The organism is Microbispora sp. CL1-1 (assembly GCF_012034195.1).
Classification (GTDB): Bacteria; Actinomycetota; Actinomycetes; order Streptosporangiales; family Streptosporangiaceae; genus Microbispora.
The window spans coordinates 106,117-122,962 of the sequence record NZ_JAATEK010000024.1 but is presented as its reverse complement, the minus strand read 5'-3'; the positions used below and the strand labels follow the sequence as shown (position 1 = coordinate 122,962).

13 protein-coding genes are annotated in these 16,846 nt (G+C 72.3%); 5 read left to right on the top strand and 8 right to left on the bottom strand.

The features are described 5' to 3' along the window. Positions 1–801: 801 nt before the first annotated feature. Positions 802–3,408: a LuxR family transcriptional regulator gene (locus tag HCK04_RS25675; protein WP_142649961.1), complete on the bottom strand. Its 2,607-nt coding sequence runs from the start codon at positions 3,406–3,408 to the stop codon at positions 802–804. Positions 3,409–3,528: 120 nt separating this feature from the next. Next, entirely contained in the window at positions 3,529–4,068 is a 540-nt protein-coding gene (locus tag HCK04_RS25670) for a TetR family transcriptional regulator (RefSeq protein ID WP_142649960.1), read from the bottom strand. A 108-nt stretch (positions 4,069–4,176) separates the two neighbouring features. On the opposite strand from HCK04_RS25670, the gene HCK04_RS25665 reads away from it, so the two are divergent. Then, complete coding sequence (locus HCK04_RS25665) at positions 4,177–6,426, top strand: MMPL family transporter (RefSeq protein ID WP_142649959.1); 2,250 nt, start codon at positions 4,177–4,179, stop codon at positions 6,424–6,426. A gap of 26 nt (positions 6,427–6,452) precedes the next feature. Here the strand turns inward: HCK04_RS25665 and HCK04_RS25660 are convergent, their stop codons facing one another. The 3 genes from HCK04_RS25660 to HCK04_RS25650 all read right to left on the bottom strand — a co-directional run bounded on the left by HCK04_RS25660 (position 6,453) and on the right by HCK04_RS25650 (position 11,817). Next, a complete protein-coding gene (locus HCK04_RS25660; RefSeq protein ID WP_142649958.1) occupies positions 6,453–7,778 on the bottom strand; it encodes a cellulose binding domain-containing protein in 1,326 nt (441 codons plus the stop codon). A 250-nt stretch (positions 7,779–8,028) separates the two neighbouring features. Next, the gene (locus tag HCK04_RS41395) at positions 8,029–10,335 is read right to left on the bottom strand and encodes a serine/threonine-protein kinase (RefSeq protein ID WP_205830695.1); all 2,307 of its coding nucleotides are present in this window, start codon (positions 10,333–10,335) and stop codon (positions 8,029–8,031) included. 126 nt (positions 10,336–10,461) lie between these two features. Then, complete coding sequence (locus HCK04_RS25650) at positions 10,462–11,817, bottom strand: amidohydrolase family protein (protein WP_142649957.1); 1,356 nt, start codon at positions 11,815–11,817, stop codon at positions 10,462–10,464. 77 nt (positions 11,818–11,894) lie between these two features. Between HCK04_RS25650 and HCK04_RS25645 the strand changes: the two genes are divergently transcribed. Next, positions 11,895–12,401, top strand: a complete 507-nt coding sequence (locus tag HCK04_RS25645; protein ID WP_142649956.1) for a MarR family transcriptional regulator — start codon at positions 11,895–11,897, stop codon at positions 12,399–12,401. A 27-nt stretch (positions 12,402–12,428) separates the two neighbouring features. Here the strand turns inward: HCK04_RS25645 and HCK04_RS25640 are convergent, their stop codons facing one another. Beyond that, on the bottom strand, positions 12,429–12,599 hold the full coding sequence (locus HCK04_RS25640) for an NAD(P)H-binding protein (protein ID WP_142649955.1): 171 nt from the start codon (positions 12,597–12,599) through the stop codon (positions 12,429–12,431). 208 nt (positions 12,600–12,807) lie between these two features. Between HCK04_RS25640 and HCK04_RS25635 the strand changes: the two genes are divergently transcribed. Together HCK04_RS25635 and HCK04_RS25630 are read left to right on the top strand one after the other, a co-directional pair. Then, positions 12,808–13,083, top strand: coding sequence for a hypothetical protein (locus HCK04_RS25635; protein ID WP_142649954.1), 276 nt, complete (start codon positions 12,808–12,810; stop codon positions 13,081–13,083). 10 nt (positions 13,084–13,093) lie between these two features. Continuing rightward, complete coding sequence (locus HCK04_RS25630) at positions 13,094–13,756, top strand: ThuA domain-containing protein (RefSeq protein ID WP_142649953.1); 663 nt, start codon at positions 13,094–13,096, stop codon at positions 13,754–13,756. Positions 13,757–13,956: 200 nt separating this feature from the next. Here the strand turns inward: HCK04_RS25630 and HCK04_RS25625 are convergent, their stop codons facing one another. Further along, positions 13,957–14,637 (bottom strand): DNA alkylation repair protein, encoded by a 681-nt coding sequence (locus tag HCK04_RS25625; RefSeq protein ID WP_142649952.1) that lies wholly within the window; start codon positions 14,635–14,637, stop codon positions 13,957–13,959. Next, entirely contained in the window at positions 14,637–15,305 is a 669-nt protein-coding gene (locus HCK04_RS25620) for a TetR/AcrR family transcriptional regulator (protein ID WP_260617401.1), read from the bottom strand. The genes HCK04_RS25625 and HCK04_RS25620 overlap by 1 nt, the downstream gene beginning before the upstream one ends. 95 nt (positions 15,306–15,400) lie before the next feature. Here HCK04_RS25620 and HCK04_RS25615 point away from each other — a divergent pair, with 95 nt between their 5' ends. Continuing rightward, entirely contained in the window at positions 15,401–16,777 is a 1,377-nt protein-coding gene (locus tag HCK04_RS25615; RefSeq protein ID WP_142649950.1) for an alkaline phosphatase D family protein, read from the top strand. The last annotated feature ends 69 nt before the right edge of the window (positions 16,778–16,846 follow it).

The following is a 16,846-nucleotide window of genomic DNA, read 5'->3' as shown; positions in this document are numbered from 1 at the left end:
ACTCGGCTCAACACACGGCGTATGGCCAACGGCCCGCCAGCTAGGCTCACCTGTAACGGCTGCCCCAAGCCTACCTCGAACACACCATCGAATCAACCTCTGACCTGGGCAAATATGGAGCCCCAGCCCGGCGATGCGAGGCAGTCCTCGATGCAACGTCCCGTCCAGAGACGGCTCGCAGAGGCTTCCGGGCTGTCGCCAGGGGCGTACGGTCCAGGTGCGCGGTTTGGGTGAGGGGTAGGCCGGAAGGGCCGCCGGCAATGCGAGCTCTGTGGGGGGCGGGAGAGGTTGGTCCCGGCACGAAGGCACTGCGACGGCCGGACGCGTTGCGTCGGCACGAGCTCCGTGAGGGCTGGAGGGGTTGCTCCCGGTCCAGGGGGAACCGCGACGGCCGGAAGCGCTGTGCCCAGGCTGAGCCCCGCGGAGATTCCGAGCTGCGAGGAACTCGCGTGGCTGGAGCGGCGTGGGCTTCGCGATGATCGGAGGTTCATTCCGGCGCGGGCTCGGTGAAGACTGGAGGTTATTCCGGCGTGGTGACCGGACGGCCCAAGGCCCGCGAACACCCGCAGGTGTCTTCCGGCGCGGTGACCCGCCCAGGACCCGCGAGCACCCCGCGGGTGTCTTCCGGCGTGGTGACCGGATGACCCAAGGCCCGCGAACGCCCCGCAGGTGTCTTTCGGGGCGGTGAGTGACCGGCTCAAGGCCCGCGAGCACCCTTTCCGGCGCGGTGTCGACGTCGCGATATCCGCGGTCAGTGCGGGGCTGGATACGCGGGCGCGTCAGTAGCTATGCGGGGTTAGGTCACAGCTCGCCGCGTTCGACGGCCAGGGCGAGTTCGACGCGTGACCGCAGGCCGGTCTTGGCGTAGACGCGGGTGAGATAGACCTCCACGGTCTTGCGGCTGTAGTGCAGCTCCTCCGCGATCTGGGGGTTGCTCAGCCCGTCGGCGACCAGTTCGATGACGCGGCGCTCGCCGGGCGTGAGGCGGCCCGCCGGTTCGGGGACCATCCCGACCTCCCGCAGGCGGCGTTCGGACAGCGCCTCCCAGGGCGCCGCGCCGAGACGGGTGAAGATCGCGTGCGCGCGGGAGAGTTGTGCCGTGTCGCCGAGCACGCCGAGGACCAGCCGGGCCCGTGCCTCCTCGAACGGCAGGCCGTCGGCGCGTGCCTGTTCCAGTGCCGCGCCGGCCCGCGCGCGATCCTGGAACGTCCAGCCCACCGCCAGGTCGGCGGCGAGCCGGGCCCGGGGGGTGCCGTTCGCCGACCGCTCGTCCAGGCAGGAGGCCGCTGCCCGGCGGGCCGCGTCGTCGCCCGCCGCTCCCGCCACCAGCACCTTGAACGCCAGGGCCCGGTGCACCACCTCGGGCACCTCGTACGCGATGGCGTGGTCGAGCTCGCGCCGCGAGGCGGCGATGTCACCCCGCCCGAGCGCCAGGCGCGCGCGGAACACGCAGCGCATGCCCTGGTGCAGCGCCGCGCCGGGCGGCGGCTCGGCGAGCACCCGGGCGGCATCCTCGAACCTGCCCTGGTCGAGCAGGATGTCGAGCTCTATGTTGCGCAGCAGGGCGAGGTTCTCCAGCAGGCCCGCCTCGGCCAGTGCCCGGCTGGCGACCGCGATCTCCTCCAGCGCCTGGGCCCATTCGCCGCCCATCCGCCGGATGACGGCCATGGTCCGCACGTGCTGTCCGGCGATGTCGTGCCAGCCGAGGCCGCGGTGGATCTGCTCGGCCTGGTTGAGCACCTCGACGGCGCGGGAGCGCATCCCGGCGATCGCCAGCACGTGCGCCGCCGACTCCAGCGACGCGAGCCGGGCGCCCGGCGGCAGGGCGGCGGCGAAGGTGAGCAGGTCGTCGACGGCCCGTTGCGTCTCGGCCCAGTCGCCCTGTAGGAGCGCGTGGATGGCCAGGTAGCCGACCGTGATCGCGCGGTCCTGCGGAGGGCAGTCCGACAGGCCCTCCCAGGCGCGCCTGGCGGCCTCCCGGCTGGGGCGGCCCATCTCCGCGCTGACCAGCGCCTGCTGGGCGAGCAGCGCGGAGGCGTCGTCGGCCTTGGGGATCTGACGGCGGGCCACGTCGAGGGCCACCTCATACCACCCCATCACGTGGGCCGCGCCGACCGCGGTGTAGGCGGCACGGGTGCGGCGGCGCCCGGCGGGCAGGGCGGCGATCGCGCGCTGGGCCGAGTTCAGCGCCAGCGCGGGCCGCGAGCCCTTCCAGTAGGCGAGTGCCTGCCTGGCCAGCAGCTCGCCGGGCTCCGGGGACAGCTCGGCGGCCTTGCCGTACCAGTGCGCGGCCGACAGCGGCGCGGTCCAGCGGGTCAGCTCGGCGGCGCGCAGCACCGCGGGCAGGGCCTCGCCGGGCGGCCCGGCCTCGGCCATGTGGGTGGCCCACTCCAGGACCCGCCTGGTGCCGGTCAGCCCTTCCCGTTCGAGCATGTCGGCGATGCGGCGGTGCACCTCCCTGCGGCCGGAGACGCCGAGATCGTCGTAGAGCGCCTCGGCCACCAGCGGGTGCGCCAGCGCGTAGCCGTCGCCGTTCCTGCTGACGACGCCGTCCCTGACCAGCGCGTCGAAGGCGCGCTCGGCCTGATCCGGGGTGAGCCCGGCGAGCTGGGCGAGCGCCGGGAGATCGGCGGCCTCCCTTGTCCGCGACAGGGCGGCCAGCACGCGGGCGAGGTCGCGTCCGCCCCTGTCGCGCTGGAACAGCCGGCTGAGGATCGCGCCGCGCCGTGCCCCGGGATCCTCCGAGCGTACGGCCCCGCCCTGAACCAGGGCGAGCACGGCCTCCTGCGCGAACCACGGGTTTCCCCGGCTCGCGACGTGGATCCGCCGCAGGACGGTCTCGCTGGGCGTACGGCCGAGCAGCGTGGTGACGAGGTCGGCGACCTCGCTCATCGTCAGCGGCTGGAGCCGGATCGACAGGTCCACGTCGAGCGCGGGAGGGTGGCGGGCGGTGCCGAGGATCGCGATGGCGTCGTGGCGGAGTGGCAGGGCCCGCAGCACGCTCAAGGTGTCGGCGTCGGCCAGGTGGAGGTCGTCGATCGCGATGAGGGTGGGGCCGGGCAGCGACTCAAGCAGCCGGGCGGCCATCGCGCCGGGCGCGGCGGCGGGATGGCCGAGCGCGGCCTGGTCGACCGCGTCGAGCAGGCCGGACAGGGCCTCGCCCGCCTCGCCCTCCACCGCCGCGAAGGCCTCGACGAGCGGGGCGTAGGCGCGCCCGCCGTCCAGTTCGCGGGCCTGACCGCGCAGCACGCGGAAGCCCTTCAGCCGCGCCGCGGCCTCACCCAGCAGGTGGGTCTTGCCGATGCCGGGCTCGCCGAGGACGAGGACGGTCCGGGGCGTGTTCGACAGGGCCGAGACCACCTGGCCGAGCGCGCCCGCGCGGCCCTCCCCGTCGGCCGGTACGTCCAAGGCTGGCCGTCACTCCCCTCGCATCCGTCCCGCTGGTGCCACCTAAGGACGCGGCGGAAAGGTTGAACGTTCAGACGAAATGTGACGCTCTCCACGCGTGATCGCAAGGGAATTCGTATATCAAGATTCGAACACTGCCACGGCGGCGGCGGTCAGCGTCTCCTCGACCACGTCGGCGGGCAGGTCCATGGTCTTCACCACACCGGACTGCACCGCGCCGAGGGCGGCCCAGGCGCGCACACGGGTGCCGGGGGAGGGATCGGGCCCGGCCAGGCGCAGGAACAGCTCCCGGCTGAACTCCCGGATCGCCTCGCCAGGCGATCCGGGAGGGGCGCTGTCGGCGCCGCCGATGTCGTCGGTGAGCAGCCGGATCACCGCCCGGTGGCGTACGGCGAACGCGGTGAACGCACGCAGGAACTCCCGATGGCCGGTGAACTCGCCGCCGAGCAGCGCGAGCAGGTCGTCGGCGGCCGGGGCGATGATCTCGGCCGCGAGCCGGTCCTTGGGGTGGAAGTGGTAGGCGACCGCCGTCTTGGTCAGGCCGACCGCCGCCGCGATGTCGGCGAGCGACACGGCGGCGTATCCCCGTTCGGCGAACAGGTCGCGGGCCGCGGCCAGGATGCGGGAGCGGGTCGCGTTGCCCTGATCGAGTGTGGTCATCGTCTCATTTTCCGGCGCGCCGCTCGCCCGCCGATCAGTTCCTTTTACTCTCGTTTTGTACGGCCGTACAGGACGGCCGGGAGGACATGCTACCCGGGACGGACGGCGATGAGCGGACTTCTGGGGCGGCTCGGCGGATGGTGCGCCCGCCACGGCTGGATCGTGCTGACGCTGTGGGTGCTGGCGGCGGGCCTGCTGACGGCGGGCACCCTGGTGTGGGGCCGGCCGGTGAACAACAACGTGTCGATCCCCGGCACCGACGCGCAGCGGGCGCACGAGCTCATGCGCGAGGGCTTCGGACCGGGATTCGATCCGGGCGGGACGGTGCAGCTCGTCCTCTACACCGCGGACGGCACGCTGATCGACAAGCCGCGCAGACAGGCCGTCGAGCGGGCCATGGACGCCCTGCGGCGCACGCCGCACGTCGCACAGGTGGAGACGCCGTACCGGATCGGCGGCATGTCGTCGAGCCTGCGGATCGGGATGATCACCGTACGGCTGACGGGGCAGGACACCACCAAGCTCGCCCAGACATCCGAGCGACTCGTCGCCGCCGCCGCGCCGGCCGTACGCGCGGGCATCGAGGTCGTGCCCTCCGACAGCTCCACCCCCGCCGACAAGCAGATCAAGACCGGCGCGAGCGAGATCGCCGGCGTCGTCTTCGCGTCGCTGGTGCTGCTGTTCGCCTTCGGGACACTGGTCGCGGCGCTCGTGCCGATCTTCACCGCGCTGATCAGCATCGGCGTCGGGCTCGGCCTCATCGCGCTGCTCGGTCACGTCGTGGACGTGCCGTCGACCGCGTCGATCCTGGCGACGATGATCGGCCTCGGCGTCGGCATCGACTACGCGTTGTTCCTGCTGTCGCGACACCGGACGCTGCTGGCCGAGGGCGTGCCGGTGCAGGAGGCGGTCCGGCGTACGGCGGCCTCGTCGGGCGGGGCCGTGTTGTTCGCCGGCGGCACGGTCGTGATCGCCCTCAGCGCGCTGATGTTCGCCGGGTTCCCGCTGCTGCGCACACTCGGCTGGATCACCGGCGTCTCGGTCGTGTGCGCCGTGCTCACCTCGATCACCCTGGTGCCGGCGCTGCTCGGCCTCCTCGGGCACCGGATCGACGCGCTGCGGCTGCCGCTGGTCGGGCGCGCCGCCCGCCGCGACGGCCCGGCCACGGGCTGGGCCAGGCTGGGCGCCTGGGTGGCGCGCCGCCCCTGGCGGGTGCTGGCCGTCACCGTGGTCGTGCTGGCGGCGCTCACCGCCCCGGCCGTCACGATCAAGCTCGGCCCCCTCGACAACGGGTATGGCGACAAGGGCACCCCGGCCCGGCGGGCGTACGAGCTGATCGAGGCGGGCTTCGGCCCGGGGGCCAACGGCGGGCTCGTCGTCGTGGCCGAACTGGACAAGGAGATCGCCGACTCGACCCCGCCCGACCCGGTCGTGCAGGTGCTGCGGCAGCGGGTGGAGCACACCGACGGCGTCGCCTTCGTCGCCCCGCCGAAGGTCAACGAGAACGGCCGCTCGGTGCTCATCCAGGCCGTCCCCGACTATGCCCCGAGCGACCCGCGGGCACTCGACGTGGTGAAGCGAGTGCGGGCCATCGAGGTGCCGGGGGCGCACGTCCACGTGGGCGGCCAGGTGGCCGGGCTGGCGGACGCGGGCGACCGCATCATGGGCAGGACGCCGCTGGTCGTCGGCATCGTCGTGCTGCTCAGCGCCCTGCTCCTGCTGCTGGCCTTCCGCGCGCCTCTGGTCGCGATCAAGGCGGCGGTGATGAACCTCGTCTCGCTGGGCGCCGCCTTCGGCGCGCTCGCCGTGGTGTTCTCCCAGGGCCTGGGCAGCCGCCTGGTCGGCATGGACCCCCCGCCCTCGGCCGAGGGGTCCTATCTCGCCACGTTGTTCTTCTCCGTGCCCATCGACACGTACGTGCCGCTCATGCTGTTCGCCGTGCTGTTCGGGCTGTCGATGGACTATGAGGTCTTCCTGCTGACCTCCGTACGGCAGGCCTACTCGCGCAGCGGGGACAACCGGAGCGCGGTGGCCGAGGGACTGGGGTCGACCGGCCGCGTCATCACCTCGGCCGCCCTGATCATGGTGGCGGTGTTCACCGCGTTCATCGCCTACCCCGACCCCTTGGTCAAGGTGTTCGGTGTCGGGCTCGCCGTGGCCATCGCCGTCGACGCGACCCTCATCAGGGGCTTCCTCGTGCCCGCCGCGATGGTGCTGCTCGACCGGCTCAACTGGTGGATCCCGCGCTGGCTCGACCGGATCCTGCCGAACCTGTCGATCGAGGGTCACGAGGAGGACGGCGGGCCGGCCGGGACGGAGCCCGAACCGGTCGGCGCGGGCCCGCACGCCCGCGCCTGACACGGTCACCCGATCGTCGTCCGGGATCAGAAGTTCTTGCTGCGGACCGTCCAGTAGGCCCGGGACGCCAGGCCGGAGGGCCCCAGGATGTACGACCGCGCGGTGGCGTTGTCGTTGAGGGTCATGTCCAGGAACTGGACCACCGCGGTCATGCCCTCGCTCATCTGGGCGCCGGTGATGAACCCGACGTGACCGGCCTGCGACTGCTCGGCAAGCACGGCCGGCACCCGGGTCAGGTCATAGTTGGCCCGGCTGTTGTCGTAGGCGATGTCGGAGGGCCCGCCGTCCAGGAACATCACCGGGGTGTGCAGCTTGTACAGCTCCGCGCGTGAGTATCCGAACGAGCCGTCGGCGAACAGCCCGCTGTCCAGCGAGACGACGCTCTTGACCCTCTGGTCCTGGCCGGCGATCAGCGCCTCCAGCCCGCCGCAGGAGTGCCCGGCCGTGGCCACCCTGGACAGGTCGAGGCGCTGGTAGAGCGGCGAGCCGGCGCGGGCGTTCTCCTGCTCGGCCCAGCTGATGCCGTCGGTCAGCAGTGACGGGATCGGAGACCCGCTCTGCACGCCGTTCGGCGAGCCGTTGACCGACGCGGTGTCCACCACGACGAACCCGCGGGCCGCGATGAACGTCAGCGCCTGGATCACCTCGCTCCCGTCGGTGTGCGCGCAGGCCCCGTTGCCGAAGACCAGCACCGGCATGGGACGCCCCACGGCCGCGGGGTTCGACGGCCGGAACACGGTGTAGCGGTTGGTGCCGTACGCGCCCTCTCGCGTGACCGGGAAGTTGTTCTCGATGGCGGGCCGGCTCGGCGAGGGCGAGGGCGATGGCGAAGGCGAAGGCGTGGGAGTGGGGGAGGCGGACGGCGAGGGAGTGGGAGTCGGGGATGGAGTCAGGGATGGAGACGGCGAAGGAGACGGGGAGGTGACGTCGCCGGTGCAGGTCACGCCGTTGAGGGCGAAGCCGGACGGCACCGGGTTGGAGCCGTTCCAGCTCCCGTTGAACCCGAAATCGACGCTGCCGCCGCTGGGGATGGCGCCGTTGTAGGAGACGTTGGTGACCGTGACCTGCGAGCCGGACTGGGTGACGGAGCCGTTCCACAGCTGGGTGATGGTCTGCCCGGCCGGGAACGACCAGGTCAGACTCCAGCCGTTGATCGCGTCGCCGAGGTTGCGGACGCGGACGCTCGCGCCGAAGCCGCCGGGCCACTCGCTGGTCACCGTGTAGCCGACCTCGCATCCGGTCGTGGCCGCCGACGCGACGTGGGCCGCGGTCACCGTGACGCCGGCCGTCAGCAGCACGGCGGCGGCAGCCGCCACGTTCGATCGGCGGCGGAAAGAGCTGACAAGTCGCACGGGCTCTCCCTCTCAAGACGGGTGTTAGCGTTAACATCCTCAGGACGCCGATAGCGACGGGTGGTGCGTTCCTGGAGCCGGGAGTCAATCTCGGCACGGCAGGCTATGTCAAGACACTTGATTCGGCTCTCGTTCGTCTTCGTGTCACGCATTCCCGGATTGAGCAGGCGCTTCGGGGCGCAGGTGAAAGACCGGCCGTAAGGACGGCGGTGAATATTTCACCATCCTGCTGCTCGCCGTCGTCAGGAGTTCACCGGAGGCGCGGGCCGTCCTGCGAACCGGAGAGCTTCGGCTCGGAGCTGCGTGGTTCATGGCCCCTCGGCTCGGGGCTGCGGGACGTGGGCGGCTCGGGGCTCTTCGCCGGTCCCGGGTCCTTCTCCGGAGCGGGACTCTCCTTTTCTGGAGCCGGGCTCTCCTTCGCCGGGCCCGGGTCATCCGCTGGGCCCGGGCTCTCCTTCGGAGGCGCTGAGGGCGATTCCTGCGGCTTCGGGCACCGGGGGCCGGCGACCCGCACTGCGGCCTCGCGCGGCCCACCGGGATAGGCCGGATCGGTCGTGACGCGCACCCCGAACACGGCCCTCCTCCCGCACTCGACGGGGCCGAGACCGGCGGGCACGGTGAACGAGTAGGACGTGCGGCCCGAGAGCGTACGGGTGTCGGCCGTGGCCTCGCGTCCGTCGCGCGTGAAGACGCTGGAGACGCTGACCGGGCCCCTGCCGGAGGTCCGCACCGTCACGGCCGCCGTCCTGCCGTCCCAGCCGTCGATCGCCACGCGCTCGACCGTGGGGGCCGGGCAGGGCGGCCCGGTGAGCTTCCGCGTCCGCGTACGGGTTCCAGCCTGTGCGACGGGGACCGTGGACACCTCGACCCGCCGATAGACGGTGGTGCCGCAGGCCGGAGAGGGGAAGGGCTGCTGCAGGCCGATGTGATAGGACGTCGCGCCCCGCAGCGCGACCGTCTGCGCGGGCGCGGCGGTGAGCGCGTCCCGTGACGGCCCGGAGGCGAAACGCGCGGTGAGCCGGACCCGGGCCGTGGTGCTCGTCCGTACGTCGACCGTGACGGCCTGGCCGTCGAAGGCCGCGATGCCGAGACCGGTCACCCGCGCCGGCGCGGGCGACGCGGTCGCGCCCATGTGGGAGGGGGTGGCGCTCCCGGGCACGGAGGGCGTCGGTGGTACGGCCGGTCCGGTGGACACCGACGACACCGGAGTGCCGGACAGATCGGGCGGCGTCGTCCCGGAGTTCCCGCCCGGAGCCGTGTCGCCCGGAGCATCGTCACCCGGATCCGCGCCGCCCGGAGCTGCACCGGACGAACCCGCACCACCCGGTCCCAAGCCGGACGAACCTGCGTCGCCCGGTGCTGCGTCGTCCGGCTCGGGCGCGGCCTCCGACGACTCGTCCGGCATCGTCTCGCCGGATTCGCCGGGTTCTGATTCGCCGGGCGCGGCGGACGGGGCCGTGTCGATCGAGTCCGGGGCCGGGGGAAGTGCCGCGGGCGCGCTGTACGGCGGCGGGGTGAGCACGGTGTCCTGGGCCATCGGGGTCTGCCGGTTGGCCGCGACCACCGCCACGATCGCGGCGGCCGACAGCACGGCCGCGCCGATGGCGAACCGGGGCGCCGAGCGCGCCAGCCGCTCGGACAGCACGGTCCTGGCGAGGGACGTGGACGCCTCGACCGGCTCGGCCGGGGCGGCCAGCGGAAACGTCAGCGCCAGCAGGGTCGCGAGCTCGGCCAGGTGGCGGCGGCCCCGCTGCTCCCAGTCGGATCCGTACGCGGCGGTCGCGGCGGTCTCCAGGTCGGCGATGAACGCCCGTGCCGTGGGCGGCCGGTCCGCCGGGTTCTTGGCCATGCCGCGCGTGACGAGACCCCGCACCGAGCTCGGCACGTCCGCCACCGGGATGGGAGCGCCGCGGTGCAGCATGCGCAGCGCCGTCAGGTCGCCGGCCCGATATGGCCGGCGCCCGGTGAGGCACTCGTAGAAGACGCAGGTGGCGGCGTAGACGTCGGCGGCCGGTCCGGCGGGCTCGCCGGACCACTGCTCGGGGGCCATGTAGGGCGGCGTGCCCGCGGGGGTCTCCGGCGAGCCGCTCGGCGTCGCGATGCCGAAGTCCGACAGCTTGCTGTTGCCGTCGGCCTGGATCAGCACGTTCTCCGGTTTGTAGTCCCGGTGGACGATGCCCGCGGCGTGCGCGGCCGACAGACCCGCGAGGGAGCCCTTCAGCACGACCAGCGCCGCCTCCGGGCTGGTCGAGCCGTGCGCGGAGAGGATCCTGCGCAGCGAGACCCCGTCGACGAGCTCCATGACGATCGCCGCGCCATCGCGCGCCTCGACGTACTCGTAGAGGCGCACGATGTTGGGGTCGTTCAGCTCCACCATGATCTGGGCCTCGTGCCGGAACCCGGCGAGGAAACGCCGATCCTGCCGCAGCTCCTCCCGCAGATACTTGATCGCGACGTAGGCGCCCGTGGTCACGTAGGTCGCCAGCACGACCCGCCCGGCGCCGCCCGCGCCGAGTTCGCGCACCTCGCGGTAGCCCGGTACCGACCAGGCGTTCATAACGCCGCCCCCTCGGATCAGGTCGTCGCCCCACCCATCGCTCGCGACGGGCCGCATCTGCCAGACACTCCCCGGCCCTGACTCAAGGTCTCACCCGAAAGGGCGGTTGTCACCGGAGCAAAAAAGTCACCTTGCGGATGTAGTCCTGGCCTGCGTGGTCACGTGACGGGCCGTGCGTACGGCGAGGTCGCGGGCGCGGTCCATGTCCACGCCCACCAGTCGGCCCCCGCGCTTGACGACCCGCCCGCCGACCAGCACCGTGTCGACGGCGGCGGTGCCGGCCGCCGTGACGATCGCGGCGACCGGGTCGTGCACGGGCGCGAGGCCAGGGGCCGCGGCGTCGAGGATCACGATGTCGGCCTGCTTGCCGGGGCGCAGCGAGCCGATCCTGTGGTCCATCCCGATCGCCGCCGCGCCTTCGATCGTCGCCATGGCGAGCACGTCCGACACGGTGAGCTCCGGCGCCGCCTGTCCGGCGCGTCCGGCGGCGAACGCCGCGCGCATCACCGAGAACATGTCGCCGGGGGCGTCGGTGACGGTGTCCACGCCGAGCCCCGTCGCGATGCCGGACGACCGCAGCCTGCCGGTCTCAGGGTGGCCGTGCCCCATCTGCGACTCCACCACCGGGGCCACCGAGGCCGTGCCGCCGCTGCCGGCGACCAGCTTCAGCGACTCGTCCGGGATGCCGTTGCAGTGCACGAACAGCACGTCCGGGCCGAGCAGGCCGGCGTCGTGCAGCCGTTCGACCGGGCCCGCGCCGGTGGCGTGCAGGCTGACGCGCAGGCCGAGGTCGCGGGCGAGCGCCCAGTCGGCCCGCGCCGCCTCCACCGAGCCGTAGACCGGGCCCCAGGCGGCCAGGGCGGGGGTGACCAGGCCGTCGTCGGACGGCAGGAGCGCCGAGCGCACCCGACGCACCTCGTCCTCCGCGCGGTCGGCGTCGCCCGTTCCCCGATGGGCGTACCCGAAGACCGCCCGTACGCCGGACTCGCGCAGTGCCTCCACGGCGGCGTCGGTGTGGCCGGGGGTGAGCTGGATGTGCGACCAGTCGTACACGGTGGTGACCCCGGCGTCGAGCGCCTCGATCGCGCCCCACAGGTTGGCTGCGTACACGTCCTCCGCGCGGAACGCCGGGGTGAGGGTGCCGAGGACCAGGTCGAGGTACGCGCCGAGCGTCGCGTCGGCCGCGATGCCGCGCAGCACGCTCTGCCAGACATGGCGGTGGGTGTCCACGAAGCCGGGGAGCACGATGCCGCCCGCGGCGTCGATGATCTCGGTGCCCTCCTCCCAAGCGCCTGCCCAGCCGCCCGCGGAGTCGCCCGCCCGGTCGCCCGCCCGGTCGTCCGGCCGGTCCTCTGCCCGGTCATCGGGTCTCGGCTCGACCGACACGATGACGCCGTCCTCGATGACGACGGTCGCGTCCGGCACGACGTGTGGACGCGGTTCGGTGTCGACGACGGTGCCGTTGACGATGATCGTTTTCATACCGCAAACCTCTTTCCCGAATGCTTTTGGTAAAGCTTTTTGGAAAGCTATCAGGATGAAGGACTAAGCTCAAGGGCATGCGAGAGCGGGACCGGGTCGACGAGATGATCGAAGGGTGGCGGGCCGAACTGCCGGAGGCGGCCACCGTCCAGTTGGAGATCGTCAAGCGCGTCAGCCTGCTCAAGTCCCGCATCGAGGAGGTCACGCAGGCGGTGCTCGGCCGCCATGGCCTGACGTACGCGGAGTTCGACGTGCTCGCCACCCTCCGCAGGGCCGGCCGGCCATACCGGCTCAAGCCGAGCAGGCTCGCCTCTCACCTGATGCTCACGACCGGGGGGACGAGCAACATCCTGCAGCGGCTGGTCGCCGGGGGGCTGGTGGAGCGGGAGCCCGATCCGGCGGACGGGCGCAGCTCGTGGGTGCGGCTCACGCCGCTCGGCGTCGAGAAGGCCGAGGAGCTGGCGCTGGCCACGACCGTGGCACACCGGGAGCTGCTGGCCGACGTGCCGGAACCGGCCATGCGAGCCCTGGCCGACCAGCTCAGGGACGTCCTGCTCGCGCTGGGCGACCGCGCCCGGCCCTGAGCGTCCGCCGGTGCGGCGGCCGAGCCGTCAGTAGGCGAGGGCGATCATGCGCCGGACGGTGTCCGGGTCGTCCAGCGCCTTGAGCAGGTATCGGGCCAGGTCCTCCCTGGAGATGCGCGTGCCGCCGCGCACGCTGTCGCCGACGGCGACGCGGTAGGCGCCCGTGGCCGGTCCGTTCGTGAGGCGGGGCGGCTGCACGACGGTTCAGTCGAGGTCACGGTGCTGCTCGAACAGATGCCCGCCCTGGCCCCCCCGCGGTGGCCCGGTTGCGCGCGACCCTGGGGGAGGGGGACCCGGCCGCGAGCCTGCGGGAGTTCGCCGTGGCGGCGATCCCTACTTCGGCAGGTCGCTGCCGCTCATCGCCGGCCTGCTCGCGGAGGCCTCGCTGCGGGAGGGCTTCCGGGAGATGCTCGCGGGCACCGGCGGCGGTCCGCACATACCCGTCGCGGTCCTCGGCCGTCACCTCGCCGAGGAACAGCGGCTGGGCAGGTTCCCGGCGGGGACGAAGCCCGACGCCGCGGCGGCGCTCCTGCTAAGAGCGTGCTTCCAGCGGGCGGTCGTCGTGAGCCTCGTCGGCGGCCTCACCGACCTCGGCTCGGACGAGGACGCCGCCGCCGATCTGGTGGCGGCGGTCCTGGGAAGCGCGGGCCCTCGCGATCCGGCGCCCCGAAGCCGGCTCTAAGGTGCTTGTCATGCCGCGCAACCTCATCGTGTCCGGGGGAGTGGCCCACGACTTCCCGGCCACCTCCGCCGCCCTCGCGGACGTGCTCGCCGGGATCGGCGTCGAGTCGGAGATCACCGAAGACGTCGCCGGCGCCCTGGCCGCGCCCCCGCCGACCGGCCTCATCACGGTCAACGCGTTCCGCTGGACGATGGACGGCGACGACTTCGCGGACGAGCGAGACCGCTGGCGCTTCGAGACACCCGAATCCGTGAGGCGGACGGTGCTCGACCACCTCGCGAGGGGCGGCGGGCTGCTCGCCGTGCACACCGCCTCGCTCTGCTTCGACGACTGGCCCGAGTGGGCCGAGATCATCGGCGGCGCCTGGAGGTGGGGCCGGTCGTACCATCCGCCGATCGGCCCGGCGAAGATCCGCCTCGGCTCCGGCCACCCGATCGTCGACGGCCTGAGCGGCTTCGAGGTGACCGACGAGGTCTACACCGACCTCGACGTCCTCCCCGATGTGGAGCCGCTGGCGTACTCGGAGGACCAGCCCCTGTTGTGGGCGAGGAGCGTGGCGGGCGGCAGGGTAGTGTACGACGCGCTCGGCCACGACACCCGGTCGTACGCCCACCCGGTGCGCCGCACGCTGCTCCGGCGGGCGGCGCGGTGGCTCCTCGGAGACCGACTCTGACCCGCCGGCCCTGGCTGACCCGCCGGCCCTGACCCGCCGGCCCTGGCACGCCCGACTTACACACCGGCCCTGAACACCGGCCCTGAACACCGGCCCTGAACACCGGCCCTGAACACCGGCCCTGAACACCGGCCCTGAACACCGGCCCTGAACACCGGCCCTGAACACCGGCCCTGAACGCCGGCCCTCCCCGCAGGCCCTTACGCTTCGGGCAGGTTGCGCAGCGCCTCACGGCGGCTCAGCCCGCTGAGGCCTTGGTGCTTCACGTAGCGGAGCACCTCCTGCGGGTTGGTCTTCGCGTACTCGCGCAGCGCCCAGCCGATCGCCTTGCGGGCGAAGAAGTCGGTGTCCGACAGGCTGGGCTCGATGCAGGCGTAGAGCAGGTGGACGTCGGTGCGGTCCTTGAAGGAGTTCTGGCACAGGATGGCGGTGCGCCGCTTCCACAGGTCGGGGTCGTGCGCCCACTCCAGCACCATGCGGCGCATGCTGTCGGGATACAGCCGCAGCAGCGTGCCGATCCGGTGCACGGCGATGTCGTCCACCAGGTCCCACCACGCCCCTGTGACGATCATCTCCTCGTACATGGGGATCGTGTAGAGCGTCTGCCAGGACCGGTAGAAGCGGTGCGCGGACAGCTCGATGGCGGCGTAGCGCTCCTCGCGGTATTCCGCCTCTCGCCACAGCGCCAGCACCGCCCTGCGCCACTCGGGGGCGCTGTCGAGCCGGTGCTCGTTGAAGACCTTGCGCAGCGCGGCCCGCCGCGGCACCGCCGGGACCCCGAGGAACGGCATGTCCGACTTCATGTACGACCGCATGCCCGCGGCCCGGGCGGGGTCGGCGAGCTCGGTCAGCGCGAGCCGTACGGCCTTGAGGAGTGTCATCACGGCTGGCTCGCCCGCTCTCCGGTCGCCAGGCCGTCGAACAGCAGCTTGACGAAGTGGTCGGCAAGGGCGTCGGTGTCGAGCCTGCCGCCGGGACGGAACCAGCGCACGGTCACCCAGATCGTGTCGCGGATCATCCGATAGGTGAGCTTGGGATCGACGTCGGGACGGAACTGGCCGATGGCCTGGCCGCTCGTGATCTGCTCCACCCACAGGCGCTCGACCTCGTCCTCGGCCCGCACCAGGTAGTCGAACCGGTCTCCGGGCAGCGAACGCAGGTAGTTCCAGTCGTTCTGCATGACCGTGATGGCCGCCCGGTGGTCCTCCAGGGTGCCGAAGCCGATGCGGACCATCTCCGCGAGGATCGAGCGCGGGTCGGTGTGCGTGCCCAGCGCCGCGCGATAGCGGGCGATCAGATCCTCGAGGAAGGTGCGGAGCACCTCGTCGACGATCGTCTCCTTGGAGTCGAAGTGGTGGTAGAGGCTGCCGGACAGGATGCCCGCCTCCAGCGCGATCTCCCGCACCGTGGTGGCCTGGAAGCCCTTGCGTGCGAACAACTCGGCGGCGAGCTTGACAAGGTGGTCACGCCGTTCGGACGCCGAACCCGCCGTCCCCCGCTTCGCCCTGACCGGCGCGGCCGTGCCGCCGGAGTCCTTACGCTGGTTCACGGCTCCCATTATGACTGTCGAGCAAGAGCTTGTTCACATTCTCGCCTCGTACGACCTCCCCGCACGGGCGGGATCGGTAGGGCAGGATCGAACCCATGGCGAAAATGGGGTATCCGTTCACCTTGGGGGTGGCATCAGGAGAGCCGTTATCCGACGGCGTGATCCTGTGGACCCGCCTGGCCCCCGAGCCACTGCATCCGACACAGCCCGGCGGCATGCCCAACCGGGCGATGAGCGTACGGTGGGAGCTCGCCGAGGACGACAAGTTCAAGAGGATCGTCCAGTCGGGCACCGCGCCCGCGCAGCCGGACTGGGCGCACAGCGTGCACGTACGCGTCGCCGGGCTGCGGCCCGCGGCCGACTACTTCTACCGCTTCTCCATCGAGGGACACGTCAGTCCGGTGGGTCGCACCAGGACCGCGCCCGCTTCCGATTCGACCGCCCCCGTCCGGTTCTGCTTCGTCTCCTGCCAGCGTTACGAGCACGGCTACTTCACCGCGCTGCGCCACCTCGCCGCCGAGCGCCCCGACCTGGTGCTCCACCTCGGCGACTACATCTACGAGTACGGCAAGCCGAAGAACCCCAAGCCGGGCCGCTGGGTGCGCCCGCTGGAGTCGACGGCCGAGTGCACGACGCTCGGCGCGTACCGCAACCGCTACGCCCGCTACAAGATGGACCCGGACCTGCAGGCCGCCCATGCCGCCGCGCCGTGGGTCGCGATCCCCGACGACCACGAGGTCCGCGACAACTGGGCCGGCGCGCTGCCCGGCGACGGCGGCAGCCCCGCCGCCTTCCTCAAGCGCAGGGCCGCGGCGTTCAAGGCCTACTACGAGCACCAGCCGCTGCGCGTCCACCCGTCCGGCTCCGCGCTGCAGAACTACCGCTGGCGGCCGTACGGCCGGGTGGCCGACTTCCTGCTCGCCGACACGCGGCAGTATCGCGAGGGGCGGGACATGCTCGGCGCCGAGCAGGAGAAGTGGCTGACCGGCCGGCTGCGCGGATCGACGGCCCGGTGGAAGGTGCTCGCGCAGGCGGTCTTCTTCTCCCAGCGCAGGTTCCCGCTCGAAGCCGTCAGCGCCGACGCCTGGGACGGCTACCCGGACTCGCGGGCCCGCGTGCTCGCCGCCGCCCCCGACGGGATGGTCGTGCTGAGCGGCGACGTGCACAGCGCGTACGCGAGCGACGTGCGCGCCGACTGGGCCGATCCGGCCTCGCGCGCCCTCGGGGTCGAGTTCGTCGGGCCGTCGGTGACGAGCGCGCCGGGCATCACCGACGCAAGCGAGATCCTCTCGCTGAATCCGCACATCGCGTTCTTCGACAGCCGCCACGGCTACGTGTCCTGTGCGGCCGACATGGAGAACTTCCGCGCGGACTACCGGGCCGTGGCCTTCGTGGACCGTCCCGGCGCGCCACTGACGACCATCGCGGGCTTCGAGGTGAAGGAGAACCGGCTCCACCGCACCGACGTGTGATCCAGGGCGACAACCCAGGCCCGCCCCCTAGCAAATAGGAAACTTTCCTATTAGATTGCGGGGCATGCC

Bases quoted from the DNA above. Each gene is read 5' to 3' on its own strand.
- HCK04_RS25645 (WP_142649956.1), top strand. From the start codon at position 11,895: ATGCGAGAGCGGGACCGGGTCGACGAGATGATCGAAGGGTGGCGGGCC.
- HCK04_RS25635 (WP_142649954.1), top strand. From the start codon at position 12,808: ATGCTCGCGGGCACCGGCGGCGGTCCGCACATACCCGTCGCGGTCCTC.
- HCK04_RS25630 (WP_142649953.1), top strand. From the start codon at position 13,094: ATGCCGCGCAACCTCATCGTGTCCGGGGGAGTGGCCCACGACTTCCCG.
- HCK04_RS41395 (WP_205830695.1), bottom strand. From the start codon at position 10,335: ATGAACGCCTGGTCGGTACCGGGCTACCGCGAGGTGCGCGAACTCGGC.
- HCK04_RS25650 (WP_142649957.1), bottom strand. From the start codon at position 11,817: ATGAAAACGATCATCGTCAACGGCACCGTCGTCGACACCGAACCGCGT.
- HCK04_RS25615 (WP_142649950.1), top strand. From the start codon at position 15,401: ATGGCGAAAATGGGGTATCCGTTCACCTTGGGGGTGGCATCAGGAGAG.
- HCK04_RS25670 (WP_142649960.1), bottom strand. From the start codon at position 4,068: ATGACCACACTCGATCAGGGCAACGCGACCCGCTCCCGCATCCTGGCC.
- HCK04_RS25665 (WP_142649959.1), top strand. From the start codon at position 4,177: ATGAGCGGACTTCTGGGGCGGCTCGGCGGATGGTGCGCCCGCCACGGC.
- HCK04_RS25625 (WP_142649952.1), bottom strand. From the start codon at position 14,637: ATGACACTCCTCAAGGCCGTACGGCTCGCGCTGACCGAGCTCGCCGAC.